This window comes from Intrasporangium sp. DVR (assembly GCF_040365325.1).
GTDB lineage: Bacteria > Actinomycetota > Actinomycetes > Actinomycetales > Dermatophilaceae > Intrasporangium.
The window spans coordinates 401548-419671 of sequence record NZ_BAABZW010000001.1 but is presented as its reverse complement, the minus strand read 5'-3'; the positions used below and the strand labels follow the sequence as shown (position 1 = coordinate 419671).

Below are 18124 nucleotides of genomic sequence, written 5' to 3'. Positions count from 1 at the left end.
TCACATCCTCTCGGGGGCTGCGGCACCGAGCCGCGTCAGTCCATTGCGCAAGACGATGGCGGTGGCGGTCGCGAGGGCCAGCCGCGCTCCGTGGATTCCGCGGGTGTGCTCCCCCATGGTGCGCGGCCGGATCGGCTGCGTCCAGCCGTCCGCGAGCGCGCCGAGCTCGGTGACGGCCCGGACCTGTTGGACGGGGTCGCCCTCGTGGCGGTCCATGCGTTGCGGGAAGTCGGCGAGCGCGACGAGCAGGAGTCGCTCGGCGACGTGGCCGAGCTCCTCTCGGCGGTCGGTCGGCCGGATCTGGACACCGGCGGCCCGGGCCGTGCGGATGAGGCGGTGCAGGCGGGCGTGGGCCAGCTGAGCGGGGCGCAGGGAGGGGTCGTCGCCGAGCCAGGCGGGCAGGTCGTCGGGCCGGTCGCGTTCGAGCGCCGGGTCGGGGTCGAGCTGAGGGTCGGGGACGCGTTGGCCGGGGAGCAGGCCATAGGTCTCCTCGCGCTCGAGGACCTCGTCGATGATGGCCGATCGCTCGGGGTCGGCCAGGGTGATTGAGAGCAGCCCGGTGGGTGCGACCTCGACGGCAGTGATCGCGGGGTCGTCGGCGAGACGGTGGGCCAGCACCCGCCCGAGCTCGACCGGCTCGAGGTCGAGCTCGGGTGCCCACCGCTGGGCGACCGGCGTCACCCAGTCGGCGACGACCCCGGAGGACCGCGCGTCGACTGGCCGGAAGATCGGTCCGGCCGGCGGCCCGGCCTCCGCCTCGTCGGGCAGCTCCCCCACCCGCGCGGCCGCGGCGGCGACCTGCTCGAGCAGCCGACGCAGCGCCTCGGGAGTCATGCGTGGAGTCTATTGACGGCGTTCGCCCCCACCCACCCGCCTGCCGTATGCCGCTGAGCTCCGTCCCCGGTCAGGCGCGGTGTCGCTCCTCCCGGTGCTCCCACAGCCGCATCGGCCGGGGTGATTCCGCGTTCCGGGCCCAGTGCTGCTAACCTCACGGGGCGCACGAAGAGTGCACGACCGCCCCCGTAGCTCAGGGGATAGAGCACCGCCCTCCGGAGGCGGGAGCGCAGGTTCGAATCCTGCCGGGGGCACCCTTGAAAGACAGGCGCGAACAGGCCCCTGACCTGCGGGAACACCGCAAGTCAGGGGCCTGTTGCATGTCCGGCCAGGTACGGCCGAAACCGCCCGAATCCGGCTGTCTGTGTCAAGGGCGTGCGCAGACCATCGTCAGGGTCTCGCCTGGTTTGCTGGCGGCGGAGCCTGTGACGAGAGATCGAGACCATTTGGATGGTGAACCACCGGCGTGATCCCACAGTCGAGGCGGGCCACCTAGACCAGCTCCTCTCCCTATGGAGCGGCGCCGAGCTCGGCCTCCGCCGGTCTCGAGCTAAACAGCGCTGTCGGCTCAGCTGCGACGGACCTCGCCTGGGTGGCCGCCGGGTACCTCGATGCCGTTGTGATCCACTCCAACAACCCGTGGGATGTCGTCGCGGGCGTTGCCATCGCTCGTGAAGCAGGAGTCACCGTCACTGACCTCAATGGCTCTCCGCACACGCTGGGTTCTACAGGGCTCGTAGCCGCTCCGCAGGCGCTGTCGGGGCAGCTGGTGAGCCTCTTGAGAGGGGCCATCGGGCCTGGCTGAAACGTCCGTCTACCAAGACTAGGTGCGGCCGCTGCTGATGCCGTCGTGAACAGCATGCACGTCCGGACCCGGACGGCCACCATCACCATTCTTCAGTCCCGGCCCTACCCCGCCAAGCCGGACTAGGCAACACGCCAAGGCGAAGGCCCCAAAGAGCGTGCCCAGCACATTGGCGAACACATCGCGAGGGGCGCACACGCGATCCGTTACCACGGCTTGAGCCAACTCAACCATTGCCGCCGTAAGCCCAGACAGCAAAGTAAGTTTACGCGCTCCTAAACCGAGTGCCGCGAGACCGAAGCCGAGGGGCGCATAGAGCGCAACATTCGGCAACACATCGAGGATCATTTCTCGGAATGAGACCGGAATGAAGCGCTCGGCGGCTTCGAAGCAACTACCAACTCCCTTCCGCGCCCGCCTCGAGCGTTCGTGAGGGTGAATGTCGCGACAAAGGCAGCGCTTAGTGAAATCCATGCCGCAACGATCTTCGGCACTTTCTGCAGAAACAAGATGAGGCCCAGCAGTAGGCTCGCGAAAGCGATCGTTGCCAGAGGCCAACTCCACGCCGGTGAGAGCCAGCGCACGAAGTTGTCAATCATTCCCTCACGCACCATGCCTGCCCAGCCCAGTAGAACCAGCGGCAAGGTGATCAGGGCCTTTGGCCAGGAACGGCGATTCCCAAGTCGGGATATCAGCGCTCCCGCAAGTGCAGCAACGAGGAGGATTGGCAAAGCGATGAGATCGCTAGCTGTGGGCATAGCTCCTTCCGGGGCCGGCACCAGTAGTCATCGCTGGCTCAGCTGGCGGGACTGTCGTAGTACGCGGACGTGGTGCACCCCACGCCATCAGTGCAGACGACGAACTGCACGCCATGGATCGGGGCAGACACCGCGTCGATGGAGAGTGCCGAGACGAGGAACACCAGCACCGGGGTCCCCTCCATGTTCATCGTCTCCCGCACCCGGGCCCGGAGGAAGCGGGACCTTGGTCCCTTGGCAGCCTTCTGCACCCGTCCGAGGATGACGCTGCGGGCCGGGTCCGACGGATCCGCAGCGAGGAGGGTGGTGGTGATGACGAGCATCGCAACGAGGCCGACGCACCCGTTCGCCGAGGTGCTCGACTGGTTCGAGAACGGTCTGAACCTCCGCGGCATGGGGCTCTCGCCGTACCTCCATGTGGAGGACTTCGTCGAGGACGACGCCTATGTCGTCCGGGCGGAGATGCCGGGTGTCGACCCCGACCGGGACGTCAGGGTGGCGATCGAGGGGGACGTCCTGACGATCACCGGGGAGCGACGGGAGGAGAAGCGGGAGAAGAACCGCAGCGAGATGCACTACGGCTCCTTCACCCGCAGCATCCGGCTGCCGCACGAGGTGTCTGCCGAGGACGTCAACGCGACCTACGTCGACGGTGTCCTCGAGATCCGGGTGCCCGTCGGGGCGCCGGAGCGGCCGACGAGGAGGATCCCGGTCACTCGCAAGGAGTGACGGACCGACCAGGGGGACGAGTGTGGCTCGCCGGGCGGCAGGCACCCGGCGAGCCCTTCGCGTGCCGTTGGCGTGCGTGGCCGTGGGAGGGAGCAGCCGCGACCGACCGGTCGGGCCTCACGTGAAGCTGAGCAGCGCGAGGGCGTAGGCGTCCTCGACGTCGGCGGCGTCGAAGTCCCGGTCCCCCGGGGCTGCCGCGACGGTGACCCGCCAGCCGCCGTCGACCCGGCTCAGCGCGACGAACCGGTGGCCGAGCAGCTCCCGGAGCTGGTCCTCCCGCGGTAGCCAGACGGCCTTGTCCAGGGTCACGGAGTCGAGGGCCCACTCCGTCGTGCCGTTGAAACCGAGCAGCGGTTGACCGTGGTAGGTGTGCACGTCGATGGTCAGCTCGCTGATCCAGAACACGTCGTCGACGAGGGTCGGCTGGTCGATCATGAACCGGTCGCCAGGCCGTGGCTCCCAGAGCACGCCCTCTGCGACGAGCCGGCGAGCGAGGTCGACACTGATCATCCACCCACGGTACGTGGAACGCGCCGGCTGCGTCGTTGACCGGCGCGCGTCGAGCGGCGACCCTGATCCCATGGCGCCCCCACCCCTGAGCGACCTCAGCATGGTCGATGACGTCCACGTCGCGGTCACCTTCGAGGGCACGGAGGGGCCGGAGGACGTCTACCTCCTCGACCTGCATCTGGACAAGCGGGTTCGCGCCCTGTCGGAGGACGCCTACCTCGCGGCGCTCTCCCCCGTCGTGGCGCTGGTGGACTCGACGGAGGGATGCCTGGTGCGGATCGGCCGAGAGCACCGCCTCGGCGACCGACCGATGAGCGCCGTGGACGTGTCGGTCTCCCTCCCGACGCCCAGCGTCCGCGCGGACGAGACCGACCCCGGAGAGCGGTCCGAGCAGCAGGAGGCCATCGCGGCCGCGGTCGCCTCCGCCTTTCGCACCCTCATCGCGCAGTGCCCGGCCCCGCGTCCCGGGGACCTCGCCCACGACGCCGCGCTCGCCCTGGCCCGCCGCCGGGTGGCCGAGGTCGCCCCGGAGTCAGGCGCCCTCGGCCTTTCGGTCGCGGCAGAGGAGCACGTCGACGGCCAGTGGTCCGTCCGCCTCGTCGGCCCGGCCTCCGGGGGCTTCGAGGTGAACGTCGGCTTCGTCGACGGCCACCCCGGGACGACCCATCTGCGCCGGCTGCCCTCGGGAGAGATCGTCGACTCGGTCGGCGACTAGCGGTGCCGCGACGGGCCCCACGGGACCGCGGACGAGGTGAGCGGCCCCGCGACCGGCGCTCTGGCAGCATGGTGCCGTGCTGATCTCCAGACCGGTGGCCGAGGCCATCCGCGACGGTCGGGTGACGACCCAGTACCGCCGCTGGGACGCTCCCCGGGTCAAGGTCGGCGGCACGCAGCTGACGGCGGCCGGCCTGGTCAGGTTCACCCGCGTGACGCGGGTCCCCGACGTCGGCCGGATCTCGGACCGGGCGGCGCGAGCCGCCGGGATGAAGGACGCTGCCGCCCTGCGCAAGGCGCTCGCCCCGAAGGACCGCAAGCCCGGTCCACGCGGCAGCCGGGGCGGCGCCACCGTCTACCGCGTCCACCTCGAGTGGGTGGGCGCGGACCCGCGGGTGCAGCTGCGCGACACCATCCCCGACGCTGCGGAGCTCGCGGACCTACGTCGCCGCCTCGGCCGGCTCGACGCCCGCCCCTCCGGCCCCTGGACCCGGCAGACCCTGGAGTGGATCCGCGACCACCCGCGCGTCGTCTCGAAGGAGCTCGCGGCGCTGCGCGGGGTCGAGCTGCTCCCGATGAAGGCCGACATCCGCAGGCTCAAGGCGCTCGGCCTGACGATCAGCCACGAGGTCGGCTACGAGCTGGCGCCGCGCGGGGTGGCCTACCTGGCCGCACTGGACGCCGGCTGACCGGCGAAGCGAGCCCAGCGGCATACGGAATGATCCGGATGCCGCTGGGCTCGGTCAGCAGTCCGACGTCACCCACCGGAGCAGTCGGCGTGGGCGAACCAGCCCCCGATGACGTTGCCGAAGCTCTCCCCCTCCGCCAGCTCGTTGGCCTTGATGTAGGCGATGCGGTCGGCGATCGTTCGCGGCTCCCCCACCGCCTGGGGCCGGAAGACCAGCCCGATGCACGAGGCATGCGAGTCGGGACCTGGCGCGGGGTCGGCGGCAGCCGGCCCGGCCAGGGCGAGCGACGCCACCGCAGCGACACCGACGATGGACACCGTGGACCTGATCAGGCGCATGGGTTTCCCTTCCGTCTGCCTCCCCCACGGGGAAGGGCCTGAACTCCGTTGACCCCGAGTGCTCACGAGGCTCCCATGCGCTGCGGCGCCCGGCAGTGGAATCGCAGAACTCGCGGGAGGAGGACAATGGGTTGCCACGCTGTTGCCGTGGTTGCCGGCCCGGGCGGCCCCACGCGTGAGAGAGGTGTCCGGCGACGCTCCGCACGGAGGCAATTGATGGCAACTCGTTCTCCGTGGAGCGGCGCGCGTGGCTCACTGATCCCGGAGCGATGGCCCCCGCCGGGAGCACAGCCACCCATGATGCCCCACCTGCGTGGCCAAGGACGTCGCGCAGGACTGGAAAGGAAGTTGCCCACATGTCACCGAAGACCTTGGCCGCGAGCGTTGTCGCGGGCCTCTCCGCCCTCGCCCTCGCCGCGTGCAGCGCCGGGACCGGCCCCGCCACCGGCGCCGGCAACGGCGGCGGCTCGACCCAGGCCGCCGCTGCAGAGAAGACGCTGCGACTCTCGCTCAACCAGACCGAGCAGCACCCCTCCTACGTCGCGCTGAAGCACTTCGGTGAGCGGCTCGCGAAGGCGACCAACGGCCGCCTCGGAATCCAGGTCTACCCGAACGAGACGCTCGGTGCGCAGGCCGAGGCGCTGCAGCTGGTCGGCGACGGCTCGGTCGACCTCGCGATCGTCTCGGGCTCGCAGCTCGAGAAGCTCAACCAGGACTTCTCCGTCTTCAATCTCCCCCTCGTCTTCGACTCCGTGGAGTCGCAGATGAAGGTCGTCAACAACCTCGACGTCGTCGGCGACCTCTACACGTCGCTCGAGTCGTCCAACCAGATCACCGTCGTCGGTGGCTTCACCCAGGGCACCCGCAGCGTCTACACGAGCAAGGGACCGGTCAACACGCCGGCCGACCTCAAGGGCCAGAAGATCCGCGTCCAGGACAGCCCGCTCGCGATCGCCATGGTCGAGGCCATGGGCGCCTCCGCCACCCCGATGGCGTTCGGCGAGGTCTACACGGCGCTCCAGTCGGGCGTCATCGACGGCGCCGAGAACAACGAGGTGTCCTACGTGACGCAGAAGCACCTCGAGGTGGCCAAGTTCTACTCCCGGACCAACCACCTCGTGGGCCTGGACTACCTGATCATCAACAGCCCCCTGCTCAACGGCCTCTCCGCCGAGGACCGCGCCGCGTTCGACAAGGAGTGGGCCGCCACCTTCGCGGAGCACACCCAGCTCTGGGCGGCGGAGACCGACAAGGCCGTCAAGACGGCCGAGGCCGCCGGCGCAAAGTTCAACGAGGTCGACGCCGACGCGTTCCGCAAGGCTCTCGAGCCCCTCACCGCGCAGTACCTCAAGACCGAGGGCCAGAAGGCGCTCTACGACGCCGCGCAGAGCGCCTCCAAGTGAGAGACCATCGGTTCACGCTGACCACCGACGACCCGAGAGTGACCAGCTGAACCCAGAGGTCGTCCGCGCCCCTCCGTCGCGGACCGCCACCCGCCGGCTCCGTGCCCTGACCCCCGCTAGGGCACGGAGCCGGCACCACAAACCACGACCGCCGAAGGAAGTGCAACGATGCGCCTGATCAAACGCTGGCTCGACAGGGTCCTGGCCACCGCCTCGGTCGCCCTCTTCACCCTGCTGGTCGTGATCGTCGTGTGGCAGGTGTTCACCCGTCAGGTGACCCAGGACCCGGCGACGTGGACCGAGGAGGCGGCCCGCCTGACGTTCGTCTGGCTCGGCCTGTTCGCCACGGCACTCGTGTTCAGCGAGCGCGGGCACATCGCCGTCGACTTCGTCGTCCGCCGGTTCCCCGAGTCGGTGCAACGGCTCATCTCGATCCTCGTCCAGGTGGTCATCATCGCCTTCGCGGCCCTCATCCTCATCTGGGGTGGCTGGCGCGCCGCCGGCCGCGCGTGGACGCAGGAGCTCTCCGCCCTGCCCTTCTCGGTCGGCCAGATGTACCTGGTGCTGCCCCTGACGGGCGTCATCATCACCTTCTACGCCCTCTACCACGTCACCGCCATCATCCGTCGGACCGAAGAGGCCTTCGAGATCAACGACGCCGCCGAGCCGGTCTGAGGAGCAGACACCATGGATCCCGCAACCCTCGCCGCCCTGATCCTCGCCCTGGGGATCGCCGTCAGCATCCTCGTCAGCGTGCCCATCGCGGTCGGCATCGGCCTGTCGTCGCTCGGCGCCGCCGCCGTCCTCATCGGACCCGAGGGTGCGGCGCTCGCCATCTCGCAGCGGATGTTCGCCGGCATCAACTCGTTCCCCCTGCTGGCCATCCCCTTCTTCGTCCTCGCCGGGGTGCTGATGAACAACGGCGGCATCGCGAGTCGCCTCATCGACGCGGCGATGGTGCTCGTCGGGCGCCTGCCGGCCTCGATGGCCCAGACCAACATCGTCGCGAACGCGATGTTCGGGGCCGTGAGCGGCGCAGCCGTCGCCGCAGCAGCCGCCGTCGGGACCGTGATGACCCCGCGCATGGAGAAGGAGGGCTACAACAAGGCCTTCTCCGCGGCCGTCAACGTCGCGTCGGCCCCTGCGGGCATGCTCATCCCGCCCAGCAACACCTTCATCGTCTACTCCCTCGTCAGCAGCACCTCGATCGCCGCGCTCTTCATGGCCGGAGTCGGTCCCGGCCTCATCTGGGCCCTGGCCTGCATGGCGGTCGCGCTGATCTGGTCACGCCGCAACTCCAACCCGGAGACCCCGGTGCGCCCGACGGCCGGGCAGGCGGCGCTGGTCCTCTGGCGTGCCGTCCCCTCGCTGCTCATGATGGTCATCGTCATCGGCGGCATCATCGCGGGGGTGTTCACGGCCACCGAGTCGTCGGCGATCGCGGTCGTCTACTGCCTCGTCCTGGGCTTCGCCTACCGGGCCATCAAGGTGGCCGACCTGCCCCGGATCGTCCTCGACGCGTCCCGGACGACAGCGATCGTGATGCTCCTCGTCGGCGTGTCGTCCGCCCTGTCCTTCGTCATGTCGTTCGCCCGGATCCCGGAGCTCGTGTCGGAGGCCCTGCTGGGGCTGACGACGAGCCCGGTCGCGATCCTCGTCATCATGATGGCGATCCTGCTCGTCGTCGGCACCCTTCATGGACCCGACGCCGGCCATCCTCATCTTCGTGCCGATCTTCCTGCCGATCGTCACGTCCTTCGGCATCCACCCCGTGCACTTCGGCACGATGATCGTCTACAACCTCTGTGTCGGCGTCATCACGCCGCCCGTCGGCAACGTCCTCTTCGTCGGGGCGCGGGTGGCCGGGCTGCGGATCGAGCCGGTCGTCGCCAAGCTGGTCCCCTTCCTCGTCGCGCTCGTCATCGGGCTGTTCGTCGTCGTGTTCACCCCGGCCATCTCGACGTGGCTGCCGATCCAGATGGGTCTGATGAGCCCGTGACCGTCCGTGGCTGACTCCCGCCCACCCGGCCCCGGCAGCAAGGGACGGAGGAACGGCAACGGCCGGGTCCTCTTCGGCCCGCTGACCCGTGGTGGCGAGCGGAACTTCCTCGACACCCTGCGCGCCGAGAACGTCGGCGCCCTCCTCCTGCTCGTCGTCAGCGTCCTCGCCCTCGGTTGGGCGAGCAGCCCGTGGGAGTCGACCTACCGAGCCATCTCCGACGTCCGGATCGGTCCCGAGCAGCTCGGGCTCGACCTCAGCATCGCCACCTGGGCCACCGACGGCCTGCTCGCGTTCTTCTTCTTCGTCGTGGGCCTCGAGCTCAAGCGCGAGTTCACCGTGGGCGAGCTGAGCAGCCCGCGCCGTGCTGCGCTTCCCGTCATCGCCGCCCTCGGCGGGATGGCGGCGCCGGCAGCGATCTACCTCGCCGTCAACGTGCTCGCCGCCGGGGAGCCGCGGGGCTGGGCGATCCCGACGGCGACCGACATCGCCTTCGCCGTCGCTGTCATCTCGGCCTTCGGGCGCCGGCTGCCCACGGCGCTGCGCGCCTTCCTGCTCACCCTGGCCGTCGCCGACGACTTCGGCGGGATCATCATCATCGCGACCGTCTTCGCCCACGGGTTCAACCTCCCCGCGCTCCTTGCGGGCGTCGGGGGGATCGCCGCCTTCGCCTGGCTGGTGCGGCGCCGGGCGCACCCCGGGGTGCTCCTCCTCGTCGGCGTGCTGGCGTGGTGGGCCGTCCACTCGTCGGGCATCCACGCGACCATCACGGGTGCCGCCCTCGCCTTCACCGTCCCGGCGACCCCCCGCGGCGGCGACGAGGAGTCCCGCGCCGAGCGCTTCGAGCACGTCTGGCGTCCGTTCACGGCCGGTTTCGCCGTGCCGCTGTTCGCGTTCTTCGCCGTCGGGATGCGCATCGACCCGGCCACGATCGGCGAGTCGCTGAGCAACCCGGTTGCGATCGGCATCATGCTCGGCCTCGTCGTCGGCAAACCCATCGGCATCGTCACCGCGACCCTCCTCGGGGCGCGCGCGCTCCGCCTGCACCCGGAGGCGAGGGGTGCGTGGCTCGACCTGCTCGCCGTCTCCTGCACCGCCGGGATCGGCTTCACCGTCTCGCTCCTGGTCAACTCCCTGACGTTCCAGGACGGAGCGGGTGAGGTGGGCAAGGCCGGCATCCTCGTCGCCTCCGTGACCTCCGCGATCCTCGGCTCTGCGCTGCTCGTGTGGCGCTCCCGGGTGCACGAGCGCCGCGGGGACCCCGTGCCGGCAAGCTGAGGAGACGGCTCGCGCCGCTGGACTCAGGCGAGCAGCTCGGCTGCCGTGGCCAGCTCGCGCAGCCGCGTCACCGTTGAGGCGCGGGCGATTCGGTATGCCGCTGAGCTCGCTTCGGAGGCAACCACCGTCGCGTCGTGGTGGCCTTCGAGCAGGCCGGGCGACAGTCGTTCGACGGCGGACTCGAGCCCCTCGCTGGCGCCGATCCCGATGAGGCCCAGGGCCGCTGCGCCGAGCGCCGAGCCCTCCGCTCCCCCGGTGACGACGAGCGGTCGCGCGAGGGCTCCGGCGAGGACGTCACGCCACAGGGCGCTGCGAAAGACCCCGCCAGTGGCGCGGATGGTGCCGACCGGGGTGACGGCGTCCAACCCGTCGAGCACCGTGGCCAGCTGGAAGGCCACGCCTTCGACGGCCGCCCGGACGAAGTGCCCCCGGTGGTGGTGCTGCCGGATGCCGAGGAACGCGCCACGCAGGTCGGCGTCCCAGAGCGGCCCGCGCTCGGCGAGGAGGAAGGGCAGCATGACCAGGCCCTCGCTCCCGGGAGCGACCTGCTCCGCGAGGGCCAGGACCGCAGCATCACCAACCGGTTGCGCCGCGGGATCCTCGGGGGAGCCCGGCCGCTCAGCGGCAAAGACCGATCCGGCCCAGCGCACCACGGCGCCGCCGTTGCTGATCGGAGTGCCGACGACCCAGGCGTCATCGGTGAGCGCGTAGCAGAAGAGCCTGCCCGAGGAGTCGGCGCGTGGGCCGTCGACGACGAGCCGCAGCGCTCCACTCGTGCCCAGGGACAGGCCGGCCACGCCGGGGCGGATGGCACCCGTGCCCAGGTTGCCCAAGGGGCCGTCACCCGCGCCGAGCACGACCGGCGTCCCGGCGGGCAGGCCGACTCGGGCCGCCGCCTCCCGGGAGAGCGGAAGACTCGCCGTCGTCGAGAGCACCTCCGGCAGCTGGTCGCGGCGCACGCCGGCCAGGTCGAGCGCCTCCGGGTCCCACGTTCGAGTCGCGAGGGACAGCAGCCCGGTCCCGCTCGCCGAGGACAGCTCGGTGACCAGCTGCCCCGTGAGAGCGAGGATGACGACGTCCTTGAGCCCGACCCAGGAGCGCGCTGAGGCGGTCAGCTCCGGCTCGTGCCTGGAGAACCAACGCAGCTTGGTCAGGGGTGACATCGAGTGGACGGGGGTCCCGCTGCGCTGGTGGAGGGTGGACGCCAGCGCCGTGGCCCGCAGCTCACGAGCGACCTCCCGAGCACGTGCGTCGGCCCACGTGACGAGCGGGGTGAGCGGCCGCTGTCCGGCGTCCAGGCCGATCAGGCCGTGCATGGCAGAGCTGACCGCCACCGTGAGGACCGCTGCACCGTCGAGCTGCTCGACGACCTCGGCCACGGAGCGGAGCGTGGCCTCGAGCACGACGTCGACGTCCTGAACCCGCCACCCCGACTGGGGCCGGACCAACGGGTACTCGTGCTGAGCCGTCCACCGTTGCGGTTCTGCGCCCCGGTCGTCGGGGCCGAGGACCTGGAAGCCGACGACCTTCGCGGCCGTGGTGCCGACGTCGATCCCGATGACGACCCCGGGCGTCATGAGCGAGCTCGTGCCTCGAGGCCCTCCACGAGACGCACGACCTCGGACACGACCGCCTCGGCCCGGTCGCCGGCGTCGAGGCCGAGCCGTGCGAGGGTCCGCCGAGTGGCTTGGTCGACCGTTCCTGCGCCGAGGGCGAGGACCTCCTCGGCGTGCGCATCGCTGACCGGAGCTCCGACCCCGCGCAGGTGGGCGATCCAGGCGGCCACGAGGCGCAGCGCACCCCGGCTCACCCGACCTGCCTCCAGCTCCGCCCGGACCACGGGAACCGCCCGGATCGGGATCTTCTGCGACCCGTCCGCCGCGATCTGGGCGAGGAGGTGGCGGATCGACGGGTTGGTGTACCGGTCGAGCAGGGCGCTCCGGTAGGCGTCGACCTCGTCGGCGGGCAGCGGCAGGTGGGGGGAGGCTGCGTCCCACCACTCCTCCACCCACGACCTGACCTCGGGATCGGCGATCGCGTCGGCGACGGTCCGGTGACCGAGGGCCGACGCGGCGTAGGCCATCAGGGAGTGCGAGCCGTTGAGCAGCCAGAGCTTGCGCTGCTCGAAGGGCGCCACGTCCTCGACGAACCGAGCCCCGGCGGCCTCCCAGTCGGGTCGGTCGCCCGGGAAGGAGCCGGAGAGGACCCATTCCGAGAAGGGCTCCGTGGGCACCGTTGCGGGGTCGTCGATCCCGAGCCGACGCACCGCCTCGGCACGGTCGTCGTCGGTGGTGCGGGGCGTGATCCGGTCGACCATGGTCGTGACGAAGGAGACGTTCGCGGAGATCCACTCCCCCAGCCCCGGGTCGACGGCGCCGGCGAGGTCACCGACGACGCGGGCGACCATGTCACCGTTGTCGGGGACGTTGTCGTTGGGCACGACGGCCAGCGGACCGGCACCGGCGGCGCGGCGGGCCAGCAGGCCCGCGACGAGCCGACCGGGGGTCGTCGTGACGCGCCCGGACGCAGGATCGGACTGCAGGGCCGCGATGTCGGCGGCGACGTCGTCGGCTGTCGCGTCGAGGCCGCCCGTCGCACTCCTCCGGTAGCCGGCCTCGGTCACCGTCGTCGTGACGACCGTGACGTGCGGGTCGGCGACGTAGCTGCGCAAGGCGTCCAGGTCGCCCGCCGGGTGGACGGCGCTGATGCTCGAGATCACCTCGGGGCGGGCACCGCCGGGGCCGCGGACGAGGAGGGTGTAGAGCCCGTCCTGGGCCGCCAGGGCCTCGGCCGTGGCCGCGGACCGGCCGGTGAAGGCGGCGATCCCCCACTCGCCGGAGTCCGTGGCGTGCTCCGTGTACCAGGCTGCGTGGGCGCGGAAGAAGTTGCCGACACCGAGGTGGACGATCCGCACGGGCGCGGCGGGGCGCCCGTCCGTCCGTCGACTCAACCGGCGCGGCGGGGAGCCAGCTGCGGGACCGGGCCCAGCGGCATACGACGAAGGGCTCACAGCTTGAAGGTCTTCCGTGGGATCGTCGTCACGATGTCGACCGCCGTCTCCAGGGCCTCCTCCTCGTCGAGCCGGTGCTCGGCGACCAGCTGGGCGAGGTAGGCGCTGTCGAGTCGACGGGACATGTCGTGCCGCGCGGGGATGGACATGAAGGCGCGCGTGTCGTCGATGAAGCCCGACGTGCGGTAGAAGCCGGCGGTCTCCGTCGCCGCGCCACGGAAGCGTCGGATCGCCTCAGGGGCGTCGAGGAACCACCACGGGGCGCCGACGTAGACACTGGGGTAGAAGCCCGCGAGCGGGGCGATCTCGCGCGAGTACACCGTCTCGTCCACCGTGAACAGGACGAAGTGGAACCCGGCGGCGGTGCCGAACCGGTTGAGCAGCGGCTGCAGGCCCTTGGTGAACTCGGTGGCGTATGGGATGTCGTGGCCGCTGTCGGGTCCGAAGCGCTCGAGCGTGGCCGTGTGATGGTTGCGGTGGACGGCGGGGTGGAGCGTCATGACGAGCCCGTCCTCGGTCGCCATCCGCGCCATCTCGACGAGCATGTGCCGCCGGAACGCGGTGCACTCGGCCTCCGTGGCTTCACCACGCAGCGCCGCCGCGTAGATGCGGGCGGCGTCGGCCTCGTCGAGGGACAGGGTGACGACGTCGGCGTGGCTGTGGTCGGACGAGACGGCCCCGAGCGCCTTGAAGGCCCGCCGGCGCTCCCCGAGCGCTGCGATGTAGCCGGCGTAGGTGCTCGTGTCGACATCGGCGGCGCGACCGAGGGCGCTTGTCAGCTCGGCGAAGTCGGCCCGTGCCGGCTCGAGGTAGCGGTCCGGTCGGAAGGTCGGGATCACCCGGCGCGTGAACGAAGGATCGTCCCGGAGCGCTGCGTGGTGACGCAGGTCGTCGGCGGGGTCGTCGGTCGTCGCGAGGACCTCGATGTCGAACCGGTCCATCAGCGCACGCGGCCGGTAGTCCGGCGAGGCGAGACGAGCAGCGATCTCGTCGTAGATCGCGTCAGCGGTGTCGACGTGCAGCCGCTGGTCGATGCCGAAGACGTCACCCAGCTCGCTCTCCAGCCAGAACCGGCTGGGCGTGCCCCGGAACGCGGGCCAGTGCTCCGCCAGGAGACGGAAGGCCCGGCGCGACTGCGCCTCGTCCAACACCCGGCCGCCGACCCCGAGGTCCTCGAGGGCCACCCCCTGCGCGTGCAGCAGCCGGTAGATGTAGTGGTCCGGTGAGATGAGCAGCGACGTCGGGTCGCCGAACGGGACGTCGTCGGCGATCCACTGCGGCGGCACGTGCCCGTGCGGGGAGATGATGGGCAGGTCGCGGACGGCCTCGTGGAGACGGCGGGCAACCGACCGCACCGCCGGCTCTGCGGGGAAGAGACGGTCCGGGTCGAGGACGAGCGGTCGGGCTGCGGTCGCGGTCATGCCCCCATCGTGGGTGACCCGGCGACGGGGGGACCACGTGTTGCCACGAGTTGCCAGCCGGGGTTGTCACGTGCGCGCCGCGAGGCGACAGTGGGGCCATGACGACCGCGCCCCCGACCCACGAGCCCCCCGAGCTGGCTGCGAGGCGGGCCGCCCGCCTCGGCGGTGCGGACGGAGTGCTCGACCCTCAGGCCGTGCAGCGGTTCATCGTCGAGCAGCTCGACAGCGTCGACCTCGACGGCAAGAGCGTGTGCATCATCGTCCCCGACGCCACCCGCACCTGCCCGATGCCCCTGCTGCTCGGGGCCGTGCACCGTGCGCTCCACGGCCGGGCCTCGAGGATGACGACGCTCATCGCGCTGGGCACGCACCAGCCGATGAGTGAGGCCGCCCTCGCGCGGCACCTCGGCTACGCGGCCGGTCGCCTCGAGGAGACCTATCCCGGGATGACCGTCCTCAACCACGCCTGGTGGGACCCGGAGACCTTCGCCGACCTCGGCACGATCCCCGCGGCGCGGCTCGCGGAGCTGTCCGAGGGACGCCTGGCGATGGACGTGCCCGTCCTGCTCAACCGCGCCGTCGTCGAGCACGACGTGGCGCTCGTCGTCGGACCGGTCCTGCCCCACGAGGTGGTCGGGATCTCCGGAGGCAACAAGTACTTCTTCCCCGGCGTCGCCGGGCAGCAGATCATCGACGTGTCCCACTGGATCGGCGCACTCATCACGTCCGCGGAGATCATCGGCACGACGGCCATCACCCCCGTCCGTGCCCTCATCAACGAGGGCGCCTCCCTCGTGCCTGCCGACAAGCTCGCCTTCTGCGTCGTCGGCGAGAGCGGCTCGCTCGACCTGCACTCGGTCTCGTTCGGCGACACCGACTCGGCCTGGGCCAACGCCGCCGAGGTGTGCGCCGCCACCCACGTCACCTACCTCCACGAGCCGGTCCGGCGGGTCATCTCCGTCATCCCGACGATGTACGAGGACATCTGGACCGGGGCCAAGGGCTTCTACAAGCTCGAGCCGGCCGTGGCCGACGGCGGCGAGGTGATCCTCTACGCACCGCACATCACCGAGATCTCGACGAGCCACCCGGAGATCAACGAGATCGGCTACCACTGTCGCGACTACTTCGTGAAGCAGTGGGACCGCTTCAAGCACATCCACTGGGGCACGCTGGCGCACTCGACCCACCTCCGGGGGGCGGGCACGTACGACGCCGAGACCGGCGAGGAGCGGCTGCGCGTCAAGGTCACGCTCGCGACCCGGATCCCCGAGGAGGTGTGCCGCGCCGCCAACCTGGGCTACCTCGACCCCGACTCCGTCGACCTGGCCGCGGCCGAGGCCGACGACGAGACGTTCGTCGTGCCCAACGCCGGCGAGACCCTGTTCCGGCTGCGCTGACCCGTCGACCGGCGCACGACGAGGCGGACCGGCATGACGATGGGCTCCCGGCTCGGCACGGCACCGCCGATCATCGCCACGAGGTTCTTCACCGCGGTCGCCCCCATGGCCTGCAGCGGGGCGGCCACGGTCGTCAGCTCCGGCTCGATGATCTCGGAGAGCAACGTGTTGTCGAAGCCGACGACGCTGACGGCCTCGGGCACCGGAACCCCGAGGCGGGTCAGTCCCTTGACGACACCGATCGCCACCGCGTCGTTGTAGGCGATGACAGCCGTCGACGACACCCCGACGACCTCGCGCGCCCGACCGAAGCCGGCGTGGACGGTCGGCGTGTTGCACGGACCGATGCGTCGGACGCGGATGTCGAGCTCCATGGCTGCCTCCCTGAGGGCCAGCCACCGGGCACCGTCGGTCCAGCTCGACTCGGGACCGGCGACATAGGTCACCGCGTCGTGGCCGAGCTCGGTCAGGTGCTCGACCGCGCGGCGCATCCCGCGGCCGTTGTCGACGAGGATCGAGGGCACCTCCGGCAACCGCCGGTTGAGCACGACGACCGGCTTCTGCTTGGCCATCATCCGGATCGCACTGTCCGACATGCGTGAGCTCGCGAGCAGGACGCCCTCGACCGCGGTCAGCTCGCGTTCGGTCCACTCCCGCTCCAGCTGCGCGTCCTCCTGGGTGTGGGAGAGCAGGAGGGTGTAGCCGAGGTCGTGGGCCGCCTCGTGCGCGCCGCGGATGATGTCGCCGTAGAACGGGTTGGTGATGTCCGTGACGACGAGCGCGAGTGTCCTCGTCCTGCTCGAGACGAGTCCGGGCAGCATCGTCGAGCGGTAGCCCAGCTGCTCGGCGGCCTCGAAGATCCGTCGCGCCGTCTCGGCCTTGACCCGGCCAGGTCGCGCGAACGCCCGCGACACGGTCGAGGCAGCGACGCCTGCGGCCTGGGCCACGTCGTAGATCGTCGGTCGGCGATCCATGCGGTCAATCTAGGGGCGCCGACAGGCCCCGGCAATTGCCACCGCACACCGGCGCGGCGGACGGCAACACGTGGCAACCCGTGTGCTGGCATCCACCCCCCTGCCTACGTTGGCTCGCATGGAGAAGGCCGTGACGATCTACGACGTGGCCAGGGCTGCCGGCGTCGCGCCGTCGACGGTCTCCCGAGCCTTCTCCCGCCCGGGGCGCCTCAACGCCGCCACGGCCGAGCGCATCCTCAGGGTGGGCGCCTCGCTCGGGTACGAACGGTCCCGCCAGGGCGCCGGCTCGGCCGGACCCGCGGGAACCGGCCTGGGCCGCGGCGGCGCGACCCACGGCGACACCGATCGCCCGGCGGCTCGCATGATCGCCCTCATCGTCCCCGACATCACCAACCCGTTCTACTTCGAGATCATCCGCGGCGCGGAGCGAGCGGCGTCCGAGGCGGGCCACACGCTCGTCCTCTCCGACACCCAGGAGTCCCGGCGCCTCGAGCGGGACGCGCTCGAGCGGACGAGCGCGATCGTCGCGGGTCTGCTGCTGACGAGCACCCGCATGGATGACGCCGACATCGTCGAGGTCTCCCGACGAACCCCCCTGGTCGTGCTCAACCGGGAGGTCGCGGGCGTTCCGAGCGTCGTCACCGACAACCGGGCAGGCGCGCGCCGGGCCGTGGAGCACCTCGTCGAGCTCGGACACACCTCGCTCACCTACGTGGCCGGTCCGGAGGCGTCGTGGGCCGACGGTCAGCGGTGGATAGCCGCGCGTGAGGCCGCCGACGACCTGGGGATGAGGGTGCAGCGGATCGGTCCGTTCGCACCCACCGTGGACGCGGGCGTCTACGCCGCCCAGTCGTTCACCGAGCTCTCCGGCCTCCCGAGCACCGCGGTGCTCTGCTACAACGACCAGCTGGCCATCGGGCTCATCCGGGGCCTGGGGCTGCTCGGCGCGCGCGTTCCCGAGGACGTCAGCGTCATCGGCTTCGACAACACCCTGGTGGCCGACCTCGTCACGCCGGGCATCACCACGGTGGCGGCGCCGCTCGACTCCCTCGGAGCCACCGGCGTGAGCGGGCTCATCGGGATGCTCACCGGACACCGACGACCGGACCCGCTGGTAGTGCTGCCCTCCCTGCTCGTCGTGCGGGGCTCGACGAGCCAGGCCGCCGCACGACCCTGAGCGTCCGAGCAGGCTGCTGGCAGGACGGCTGAGGGACCCCGCCCGGCGGGGTCCCTCAGTCGTGGATCCGATGCGGACCGCGGTC

18 protein-coding genes, 1 tRNA gene and 1 pseudogene are annotated in these 18124 nt (G+C 71.1%); 11 read left to right on the top strand and 9 right to left on the bottom strand.

Annotated elements, in window-relative coordinates:
• Positions 1–834, bottom strand: a complete 834-nt coding sequence (locus tag ABWV20_RS01980; RefSeq protein WP_353353062.1) for a DALR anticodon-binding domain-containing protein — start codon at positions 832–834, stop codon at positions 1–3.
• Between the two features lie 182 nt (positions 835–1016).
• Here ABWV20_RS01980 and ABWV20_RS01975 point away from each other — a divergent pair.
• Both ABWV20_RS01975 and ABWV20_RS01970 read left to right on the top strand, forming a co-directional pair.
• Positions 1017–1088: transfer RNA gene (locus ABWV20_RS01975), tRNA-Arg, on the top strand.
• Between the two features lie 317 nt (positions 1089–1405).
• Positions 1406–1639 (top strand): annotated as a pseudogene (locus ABWV20_RS01970) (inositol monophosphatase family protein); the annotation flags it as partial.
• Positions 1640–1657: 18 nt separating this feature from the next.
• Here ABWV20_RS01970 and ABWV20_RS01965 read toward each other — a convergent pair.
• Complete coding sequence (locus ABWV20_RS01965; RefSeq protein WP_353353061.1) at positions 1658–2113, bottom strand: VanZ family protein; 456 nt, start codon at positions 2111–2113, stop codon at positions 1658–1660.
• A 322-nt stretch (positions 2114–2435) separates the two neighbouring features.
• A complete protein-coding gene (locus ABWV20_RS01960; RefSeq protein ID WP_353353060.1) occupies positions 2436–2720 on the bottom strand; it encodes a hypothetical protein in 285 nt (94 codons plus the stop codon).
• Here ABWV20_RS01960 and ABWV20_RS01955 point away from each other — a divergent pair.
• On the top strand, positions 2710–3126 hold the full coding sequence (locus tag ABWV20_RS01955; RefSeq protein WP_353353059.1) for an Hsp20/alpha crystallin family protein: 417 nt from the start codon (positions 2710–2712) through the stop codon (positions 3124–3126). The genes ABWV20_RS01960 and ABWV20_RS01955 overlap by 11 nt on opposite strands.
• A 117-nt stretch (positions 3127–3243) precedes the next feature.
• On the opposite strand, the gene ABWV20_RS01950 is transcribed toward ABWV20_RS01955, so the two are convergent.
• Positions 3244–3636: a hypothetical protein gene (locus ABWV20_RS01950; RefSeq protein ID WP_353353058.1), complete on the bottom strand. Its 393-nt coding sequence runs from the start codon at positions 3634–3636 to the stop codon at positions 3244–3246.
• Positions 3637–3706: 70 nt separating this feature from the next.
• On the opposite strand from ABWV20_RS01950, the gene ABWV20_RS01945 reads away from it, so the two are divergent.
• Together ABWV20_RS01945 and ABWV20_RS01940 are read left to right on the top strand one after the other, a co-directional pair.
• On the top strand, positions 3707–4351 hold the full coding sequence (locus ABWV20_RS01945) for a hypothetical protein (protein WP_353353056.1): 645 nt from the start codon (positions 3707–3709) through the stop codon (positions 4349–4351).
• Positions 4352–4427: 76 nt separating this feature from the next.
• Positions 4428–5039 carry an ASCH domain-containing protein gene (locus ABWV20_RS01940; RefSeq protein ID WP_353353055.1) on the top strand — a complete coding sequence of 204 codons (612 nt, stop codon included), beginning with the start codon at positions 4428–4430 and terminating at the stop codon, positions 5037–5039.
• Positions 5040–5107: 68 nt separating this feature from the next.
• Here ABWV20_RS01940 and ABWV20_RS01935 read toward each other — a convergent pair whose 3' ends face one another.
• Complete coding sequence (locus ABWV20_RS01935) at positions 5108–5377, bottom strand: hypothetical protein (protein WP_353353054.1); 270 nt, start codon at positions 5375–5377, stop codon at positions 5108–5110.
• A 356-nt stretch (positions 5378–5733) separates the two neighbouring features.
• On the opposite strand from ABWV20_RS01935, the gene ABWV20_RS01930 reads away from it, so the two are divergent.
• From ABWV20_RS01930 to nhaA, 4 genes are all read left to right on the top strand, one after another.
• Positions 5734–6780 carry a TRAP transporter substrate-binding protein gene (locus ABWV20_RS01930; protein WP_353353053.1) on the top strand — a complete coding sequence of 349 codons (1047 nt, stop codon included), beginning with the start codon at positions 5734–5736 and terminating at the stop codon, positions 6778–6780.
• A gap of 168 nt (positions 6781–6948) precedes the next feature.
• A complete protein-coding gene (locus ABWV20_RS01925) occupies positions 6949–7455 on the top strand; it encodes a TRAP transporter small permease (RefSeq protein WP_353353052.1) in 507 nt (168 codons plus the stop codon).
• 12 nt (positions 7456–7467) lie between these two features.
• On the top strand, positions 7468–8793 hold the full coding sequence (locus ABWV20_RS01920) for a TRAP transporter large permease (RefSeq protein WP_502901739.1): 1326 nt from the start codon (positions 7468–7470) through the stop codon (positions 8791–8793).
• Positions 8786–10057, top strand: coding sequence for a Na+/H+ antiporter NhaA (gene nhaA, locus ABWV20_RS01910; RefSeq protein ID WP_353353051.1), 1272 nt, complete (start codon positions 8786–8788; stop codon positions 10055–10057). The genes ABWV20_RS01920 and nhaA overlap by 8 nt, the downstream gene beginning before the upstream one ends.
• 23 nt (positions 10058–10080) lie before the next feature.
• On the opposite strand, the gene ABWV20_RS01905 is transcribed toward nhaA, so the two are convergent.
• From ABWV20_RS01905 to uxaC, 3 genes are all read right to left on the bottom strand, one after another.
• Positions 10081–11634 (bottom strand): gluconokinase, encoded by a 1554-nt coding sequence (locus ABWV20_RS01905; RefSeq protein ID WP_353353050.1) that lies wholly within the window; start codon positions 11632–11634, stop codon positions 10081–10083.
• Positions 11631–12971 carry a mannitol dehydrogenase family protein gene (locus ABWV20_RS01900; protein ID WP_353353049.1) on the bottom strand — a complete coding sequence of 447 codons (1341 nt, stop codon included), beginning with the start codon at positions 12969–12971 and terminating at the stop codon, positions 11631–11633. Before ABWV20_RS01900 ends, ABWV20_RS01905 begins: the two co-directional genes overlap by 4 nt.
• Before the next feature lie 92 nt (positions 12972–13063).
• Positions 13064–14488, bottom strand: coding sequence for a glucuronate isomerase (gene uxaC, locus ABWV20_RS01895; RefSeq protein WP_353353048.1), 1425 nt, complete (start codon positions 14486–14488; stop codon positions 13064–13066).
• A 98-nt stretch (positions 14489–14586) separates the two neighbouring features.
• On the opposite strand from uxaC, the gene ABWV20_RS01890 reads away from it, so the two are divergent.
• Positions 14587–15888, top strand: a complete 1302-nt coding sequence (locus ABWV20_RS01890) for a lactate racemase domain-containing protein (RefSeq protein ID WP_353353047.1) — start codon at positions 14587–14589, stop codon at positions 15886–15888.
• Here ABWV20_RS01890 and ABWV20_RS01885 read toward each other — a convergent pair.
• Positions 15789–16862 (bottom strand): LacI family DNA-binding transcriptional regulator, encoded by a 1074-nt coding sequence (locus tag ABWV20_RS01885; protein WP_353353046.1) that lies wholly within the window; start codon positions 16860–16862, stop codon positions 15789–15791. The two genes, ABWV20_RS01890 and ABWV20_RS01885, sit on opposite strands and share 100 nt — an antisense overlap.
• Positions 16863–16980: 118 nt before the next feature.
• Between ABWV20_RS01885 and ABWV20_RS01880 the strand changes: the two genes are divergently transcribed.
• Positions 16981–18039 carry a LacI family DNA-binding transcriptional regulator gene (locus tag ABWV20_RS01880; RefSeq protein WP_353353045.1) on the top strand — a complete coding sequence of 353 codons (1059 nt, stop codon included), beginning with the start codon at positions 16981–16983 and terminating at the stop codon, positions 18037–18039.
• The last annotated feature ends 85 nt before the right edge of the window (positions 18040–18124 follow it).

Coding starts and splice junctions, on each gene's coding strand:
- ABWV20_RS01905 (WP_353353050.1), bottom strand. CDS start 11,634: ATGACGCCCGGGGTCGTCATCGGGATCGACGTCGGCACCACGGCCGCG.
- ABWV20_RS01945 (WP_353353056.1), top strand. CDS start 3,707: ATGGCGCCCCCACCCCTGAGCGACCTCAGCATGGTCGATGACGTCCAC.
- ABWV20_RS01890 (WP_353353047.1), top strand. CDS start 14,587: ATGACGACCGCGCCCCCGACCCACGAGCCCCCCGAGCTGGCTGCGAGG.
- ABWV20_RS01955 (WP_353353059.1), top strand. CDS start 2,710: ATGACGAGCATCGCAACGAGGCCGACGCACCCGTTCGCCGAGGTGCTC.
- ABWV20_RS01980 (WP_353353062.1), bottom strand. CDS start 834: ATGACTCCCGAGGCGCTGCGTCGGCTGCTCGAGCAGGTCGCCGCCGCG.
- ABWV20_RS01965 (WP_353353061.1), bottom strand. CDS start 2,113: ATGGATTTCACTAAGCGCTGCCTTTGTCGCGACATTCACCCTCACGAA.
- ABWV20_RS01960 (WP_353353060.1), bottom strand. CDS start 2,720: ATGCTCGTCATCACCACCACCCTCCTCGCTGCGGATCCGTCGGACCCG.
- ABWV20_RS01925 (WP_353353052.1), top strand. CDS start 6,949: ATGCGCCTGATCAAACGCTGGCTCGACAGGGTCCTGGCCACCGCCTCG.
- ABWV20_RS01880 (WP_353353045.1), top strand. CDS start 16,981: ATGGAGAAGGCCGTGACGATCTACGACGTGGCCAGGGCTGCCGGCGTC.
- uxaC (WP_353353048.1), bottom strand. CDS start 14,488: ATGACCGCGACCGCAGCCCGACCGCTCGTCCTCGACCCGGACCGTCTC.
- ABWV20_RS01950 (WP_353353058.1), bottom strand. CDS start 3,636: ATGATCAGTGTCGACCTCGCTCGCCGGCTCGTCGCAGAGGGCGTGCTC.
- ABWV20_RS01920 (WP_502901739.1), top strand. CDS start 7,468: ATGGATCCCGCAACCCTCGCCGCCCTGATCCTCGCCCTGGGGATCGCC.
- ABWV20_RS01935 (WP_353353054.1), bottom strand. CDS start 5,377: ATGCGCCTGATCAGGTCCACGGTGTCCATCGTCGGTGTCGCTGCGGTG.
- ABWV20_RS01885 (WP_353353046.1), bottom strand. CDS start 16,862: ATGGATCGCCGACCGACGATCTACGACGTGGCCCAGGCCGCAGGCGTC.
- ABWV20_RS01930 (WP_353353053.1), top strand. CDS start 5,734: ATGTCACCGAAGACCTTGGCCGCGAGCGTTGTCGCGGGCCTCTCCGCC.